Raw genomic sequence first — 6,248 nt, forward strand, 5'->3', positions numbered from 1 at the left:
GTAAGTTTGGAATATAACAGACTTTCATAAAGATATGTAAAAACAAATTCTGGTTACGTTAAAAAGGAATTAATCTCTTCTTAATAGTTCGGGGTTTGTTTTTTTATTTGGTAATAAAATAATACTTTTGCACAGTTTTTGAGAAAAAAACATAGATAGAATGAAAGAAACCGATATAATCATTATAGGGGCAGGTCCTACTGGGCTTTTTGCCGTTTTTGAAGCTGGGTTGTTGAAGATGAAATGTCATTTGATTGACACATTGCCACAGCCAGGAGGGCAGTTGGCGGAGTTATATCCTAAGAAACCGATTTTTGATATACCAGGCTATCCAAGCGTTGGGGCAGGTGAATTGGTAGATAATCTCATGGAGCAAATTAAACAATTTCAACCTGAATTTACATTGTCGGAAACAGCAGAAACCATTGATAAAAATGAGGATGGAACTTTTGTTGTTACAACCAATAAAGGAACCAAAATTAAAGGTAAGGCGGTAGCCATTGCAGGAGGATTAGGAACTTTTGAGCCTCGTAAGCCCGAGTTAGCTAATCTAGTTGATTATGAAGAAAAAGGGGTGGAATATTTTGTTAGAAATCCCGAAAGTTTCGCAGGGAAGCGTGTAGTCATTGCGGGAGGGGGAGATTCGGCTTTGGATTGGAGTATCTACTTGGCGAATATAGCAAAATCAGTTACGTTAGTTCATCGTCGTAACGAATTTCGTGGAGCTTTGGATTCGGTAGAGAAAGTAAAAGCATTAAAAGATGCAGGGAAAATCAATCTGATTACCCCTTGTGAAGTGGTTGAAATAAAAGGAAAAGGTAAAGTAGAATCATTGGTGTTGGATGTTGAGGGAAATCGACAAGAGGTTGAAACGGATTATTTTATTCCGCTTTTTGGATTGACGCCTAAATTAGGCCCTATTGCTAATTGGGGTTTAGAAATTGAGAAAAATGCCATTAAAGTGAATAACGCTTTAGATTATCAAACCAATGTGGAGGGTATTTACGCCATAGGAGATATTAATATCTATCCGGGTAAATTGAAATTAATTCTCTGTGGATTTCATGAAGCAACATTAATGTGTCAAAGTGTTTACAATCGACTCAACCCAGGTAAAAAATATGTACTTAAATACACCACTGTGTCAGGTGTAGATGGTTTTGACGGAAGTCGAAAAGAAGCTGAGAAGGCCGTAGTTAAATCAATAGAATAGTAGGAATTAAAACGAGAATAGGAGAGATGAAACGATTGAGAAACTTGATCATGTTCGTCATTTTTATGACAAACACGGTGTCGCTTTGGGGACAAATAGACACGATAAGCACCAAGACCTTGCAGTTGAAGGGAAATATAAAGCAAGTACAAGATTATTCGTATTCTTTAGAACCTGACAAGGAAGGGAAAAAGACAGTTGATAGTAAAAAGTATGAACTTATTCCTTTAACAGAAGATTGGAATATTGAACGTGATAAAACCAAATATTCTAAAACCAATATTGCTTATACGTTTGATAGGACAGGTAAAAATATGAGTGTAACAACCTATTTCACTGATAGAGTTCCTTTTGGAGGTATGACTTTCAAGTACGATAAAAAGGGAAAAGTGATTGGAAGTAAAACAATTTTTACTGCCGATGATGGAGATTTGGTAGTTGACAAAGGATATTTTTATAATGAGAAAGGGCAGTTAGTCAAAATTGATGAAAACGAAGGAGGTGAATGGCTTTTGACAACAACATTCAAATATGATGACTTAGGAAATTGCATCGAAAAAAATAAAGTAGCCAGTCTTTCTGTGTTAGAAAAAGACATCCAAGAGTATGAAGAGAAGAATCTTATTTTGGAGAAGAAAATACGCCCGGAGTATGTAAAGGAAAAACATTATCGTTATAACAAAGCTAATAAAGTAACTCATTCCGAAGAACTTTATCCAGATATTGGTGTATTCTTAAGAGTTGAAAATGAGTATGATAAAGAGGGATATTTAGTAAAATCTAAATTTACCAATGAGGATGATCAAGTAACTATTTGCGTCTATAAGTACAAAAAAGGAAAGCTAGTTCAGTCCGTATGTACAGCCATTGATGATCCAGATTTTTATATGGAAACAAATTTGGCCTACGCATCTTCAGGAGGTGAAACCGAAGTTATTAAGACTAAAACGGAGACTGTCTCTAAGAAAGTTTTCGATAAAAATGGACTGTTGATTTTGCATAGAACTCCTGATTTCGATCATCAGTACAAATATTCATTTGACAAATTCGGAAATTGGAAAGAAGTTGTTCTATACGAAAATAAGGTGCCTTCCAAAATTAGAACACGCAAAATAGAATACTACTAAAATGAGTGATATTACCTTGAAAATAACCGATAGGGAAGGGGTTCTTTTTGAATTACAAGCTCCTACGGATATGAATATGAATCTCATGGAAGTCATGAGGGCTTACGAAATTGCACAGGATGGTGAAATAGGCGTTTGCGGAGGTATGGCAATGTGTGCTTCTTGTCAGTGTTATGTACAGAATGATGTAACTCTTCCTGAGATGTCTGCTGATGAGGAGGCGATGCTTTTTGAGGCATATCATGTCAAGGAAAACAGCCGTTTAGGATGCCAAATTCCTATCACAGAGCAACTTGATGGATTAGAGGTTATTCTGGCTCCCTATCCGTAATCAGGTTCAGAAATTAGATAAAAAGAAGACTTTGTCATGCACTTATATTCTTTTCAGTGAATACAAATGTACGACAGAGTTTTTTGCTTTATCAGTCGAAATGACAGAAAATTTATTGTTAATAATAAACGTTTTAAGAAAAATACGTCTGATATTTTGAAAAATGTACAGAAGTTTGACATAGTAATTATTGGTGGAGGAGCTGCAGGTTTTTTTACAGCTATTAACTGTGCTGAGCGAAATCCAAACTATAGAATTGCTATTCTAGAGAAAGGGAAAGAGGTATTGTCCAAGGTGCGTATTTCAGGCGGTGGTCGGTGCAATGTTACGCATGCCGAGTTTATTCCTCAAAATTTGGTAAAGAATTATCCACGTGGTGAACGAGAATTGCTTAGCCCTTTTAGTCGATTTATGTGTGGTGATGTTATTGAGTGGTTTGAGAGTCGGGGAGTAGCACTCAAAACAGAAGCAGACGGACGTGTTTTCCCAAAATCAAACACTTCACAGAGTGTTATTGATTGTTTTTTAGAACAAGTGAAATGTCTTGGTATTGAGTTGTTTAACTCTCATAATGTGATTGATTTCTATAGAGAAGATGCATATTGGGAAGTAAAAACATCTGATAGTATTTTTCGTGCTGAAAAACTGATTATTACTACGGGAAGTAATCCTAAAATATGGAATTTATTGGCAAAATTAGGGCATACGATAGTTCCCCCTGTGCCATCTCTGTTTACATTTAACACTTCCGATGACTTTATAAAAGACATGGCAGGGATATCGACTACTGCTGAGGTTTCTTTGTATGACATACATGATAAATCTTTAAAAATCAAAAATATAGCTCCATTGCTTATCACTCATTGGGGATTTAGTGGACCTGCCATATTAAAACTATCGGCTTGGGGTGCCAGAGTTTTAGCAGAGCGTGATTATCGCTGTGTGTTGAAAGTCAATTGGTTATGTAATGACTTGCAACAACCTAGTAAAGAGGAAGTTCTGCAATATTTGCAGGAAATTAAACAAACGCAACCTAAGAAAATGCTTCAAAACACATCATTTCCTAATCTTCCTAAGCGATTGTGGTTAAGGTTGTTAGATAGGGCGGGTGTTTTGCATAGCATACTTTGGGCAAATTTGAACAAAACTTCTTTGCATTCATTGTCCGAAGTGCTAACATCTTCAAGGTTTGTAATCAATGGAAAATCCGTGTTTAAAGAAGAGTTTGTCACAGCAGGGGGAGTGGCTCTTTCTGAAATAAATTTTAAAACGTTTGAAAGTAAGATGTTAAAAAATTTATACTTGGCTGGAGAGGTCATAGACGTAGATGCGATTACGGGAGGTTTCAACTTCCAAAATGCCTGGACAGGAGGTTATTTGATAGCCGAAGCTTTGCAAGGATGAAAAAAAAGAGTTTATTTTATAGTTTTGTAAAATAAAATTGCACTTGGGGGTTGAATCTAAGGAGAAAGAAAATAATTCAAAAATTTTTTAGTTTCCATATATTATATTACCTTTGCGAACTGAATTTTTTTAGACTTAAATATTTTAAAAAATGAATATTACAAAAGAGCAAATTGATGCTTTGAACGCTGTGATTACAGTTGCTATTGAAAAGGATGATTATGCTGATAAGGTAGAAAAAGTGCTTACAAATTACAGAAAAACAGCAAATGTACCTGGATTCAGAAAAGGACACGTTCCTATGGGAATGATTAGAAAACAATATGGAAAAGCAATTCTATTTGATGAGGTAAATAAATTATTGCAGGATTCATTGAACAAATATATTGTTGAGGAAAAATTAGATATTTTAGGAAATCCACTTCCAAAGGAACAGCAAGATTTTAATTGGGATGCAGAAAGCTTTACTTTTGAATTTGAAGTAGGCTTAGCTCCTAAATTTGAGCTTGATTTACAGCCTCAAAACGGTATTACTCGATATGAAATCTCAATTGAAGATGAACTTATTGATCGCCAAGTGGAGCGTATTCGTAAGCAATTTGGAAAATTGATTTCAAAAGGCGAGATTTTGAATCAAGACGATATTGAAATCACAGGATCGTTTTTTAACGAAGAGAAAAAGATTGATAATCAAGCAACTTTCAAGTTGGAAGCCTTGAGTGCTGATAACCGAAAAGTGTTTGTAGGTAAAAAGATAGGAGATCAGTTACAACTGCAAACCAAAGGATTGTTTAATGATGAGCACGATTTGATGCACTTTTTGAAAGTGTCACATGATGATGTGCATCACTTGGACGTTACGGTAACTTTCACAATCGAAGAGGTTAATGTTCGTGAGGAAGCTGATTTGAATCAAGAGCTTTTCGATAAGTTGTTCCCCGCAGGAACAGTAACATCAGAGACTGAGTTACGTGAAGAAATCAAGAAAAATTCTCAATTTCAATATACAGAACAAGCAGATCAGCATTTTCTAAACCAAGTTACAGACTATTTGGTAAACACTACTCAGTTTGATTTACCAGCAGAGTTCTTGAAAAAATGGTTACGTACGGCAGGTGAAAAAGAATTGACAAAGGAGGAAGCTGACGCTGAATACGAGAAATCAGAAAAAGGACTTCGTTATCAACTTATCGAAGGTAAAATATTAGGAGACAATAATTTGCATCCTACATTTGACGAGTTGAAGGACTATGCTAATAGCTATGTGAAAAATCAATTGACTCAATACGGAATGCCTGTTGATGATGATTCGTACGTAGATGGAATTGTAAGTAAAATCTTACAAAACAGAGAGGAAATGCAACGCATCAATCAGCAATTAGTATTGAACAAACTGTTAGAGTTTTACAAAGCTAATGTAAAAACGAATACTAAAAAAGCTACTTTCGATGAGTTCATCAAAGAAGTTTACAAAACAGACGAGGCATAGAAATTATTAGTGTTTTGACATACAAAGGCGTTAAATTTGGTTTAACGCCTTTTCATCGTAATATATTATCTTTAATTTTATTACCGTCTTGCATACATTTCAACAAACAGGGAGATTATCTCGAAATTTGACTTTAGTTGTCATTTTGTCAGTTTTATAAGTTTGTTTTTCATCGCGCATATGCGGTTATACTGTTGAGGTTAAGCGTTTTATATTACTACAGAAAACGTTATTCTACTAAATAAAAATAAAATACTTCATACGGCAGAGTTTTTGAAGAACTTTCCGTACAAACATAATAAAAATCCATAAACCTATGAATTTCAATAAAGAATTTAAAAAATACGCTACTAAAAAACATGGTATAAATAGTCTTTACTATGATAAAATCATATCAAGTATGACGCCTTATATTATGGAAGAACGTCAACTGAATGTGGCTCAAATGGATGTTTTTTCTCGTCTTATGATGGATAGAATTATCTTTTTGGGAACGGGTATTGATGACCATATAGCCAATATTGTAACAGCTCAGTTGTTGTTTTTGGAGAGTGTTGATAGTTCCAAAGACATCCAGATTTATATAAATTCACCAGGAGGAAGTGTATACGCAGGTCTTGGAATTTATGATACGATGCAGTTTATCAAACCTGATGTAGCCACTATCTGTACTGGTATGGCAGG

General features: G+C 35.0%; 6 protein-coding genes. All 6 read left to right on the top strand.

All coding sequences use genetic code 11. The features are described 5' to 3' along the window. The first annotated feature begins 160 nt into the window (after nt 1–160). Nucleotides 161–1,213: an NAD(P)/FAD-dependent oxidoreductase gene (locus CCAND38_RS02760; RefSeq protein WP_042343702.1), complete on the top strand. Its 1,053-nt coding sequence runs from the start codon at nt 161–163 to the stop codon at nt 1,211–1,213. 26 nt (nt 1,214–1,239) lie between these two features. Beyond that, entirely contained in the window at nt 1,240–2,340 is a 1,101-nt protein-coding gene (locus CCAND38_RS02765; protein ID WP_042009552.1) for a hypothetical protein, read from the top strand. 1 nt (nt 2,341) lies between these two features. Continuing rightward, nucleotides 2,342–2,671 carry a 2Fe-2S iron-sulfur cluster-binding family protein gene (locus CCAND38_RS02770; RefSeq protein WP_042009553.1) on the top strand — a complete coding sequence of 110 codons (330 nt, stop codon included), beginning with the start codon at nt 2,342–2,344 and terminating at the stop codon, nt 2,669–2,671. A gap of 66 nt (nt 2,672–2,737) precedes the next feature. Next, a complete protein-coding gene (locus CCAND38_RS02775; RefSeq protein WP_082024938.1) occupies nt 2,738–4,075 on the top strand; it encodes a BaiN/RdsA family NAD(P)/FAD-dependent oxidoreductase in 1,338 nt (445 codons plus the stop codon). A gap of 151 nt (nt 4,076–4,226) precedes the next feature. Then, nucleotides 4,227–5,564: a trigger factor gene (gene tig / locus CCAND38_RS02780; RefSeq protein WP_042343704.1), complete on the top strand. Its 1,338-nt coding sequence runs from the start codon at nt 4,227–4,229 to the stop codon at nt 5,562–5,564. 316 nt (nt 5,565–5,880) lie between these two features. Continuing rightward, nucleotides 5,881–6,248: ATP-dependent Clp protease proteolytic subunit (locus tag CCAND38_RS02785; protein ID WP_042009555.1), on the top strand; the 368-nt coding region annotated here is incomplete at its 3' end.

The sequence above is a fragment of the Capnocytophaga canis genome, assembly GCF_000827555.1.
In the GTDB taxonomy this organism is placed as follows: Bacteria; Bacteroidota; Bacteroidia; order Flavobacteriales; family Flavobacteriaceae; genus Capnocytophaga; species Capnocytophaga canis.